The following is a 293-nucleotide window of genomic DNA, read 5'->3' on the forward strand; positions in this document are numbered from 1 at the left end:
GCGGAATTTATGGAGGTTCGCGTCGACGCATTATTGATCAAGTTTTGTCTCAAGAGCCTGTATTGAGTGACGCTCTTAGACGTAGCAACCGAATTCATGAAGAAGATGCAGTGGGTTTTCTAACATTTTTGATGAAGTCGCATGCGCAAGGTCAGGCACTGGATGAGCTCTATGTTTGTACTGATGATAATCCTGTCGATATGAACGAGGTGTATGCGTTTATCGCGAACAAACTCGATGTTAATCTGAACGACAGTCGCATTGAGGCAGTGAGGCGCAGGGCGGGAAATAAG

1 pseudogene is annotated in these 293 nt (G+C 45.7%); it reads left to right on the forward strand.

Features of this window, described 5'->3' with window-relative positions:
* A pseudogene (locus A3738_RS31005) lies at positions 1-293 on the forward strand (hypothetical protein); the annotation flags it as partial.

This window comes from Oleiphilus sp. HI0066 (assembly GCF_001635725.1).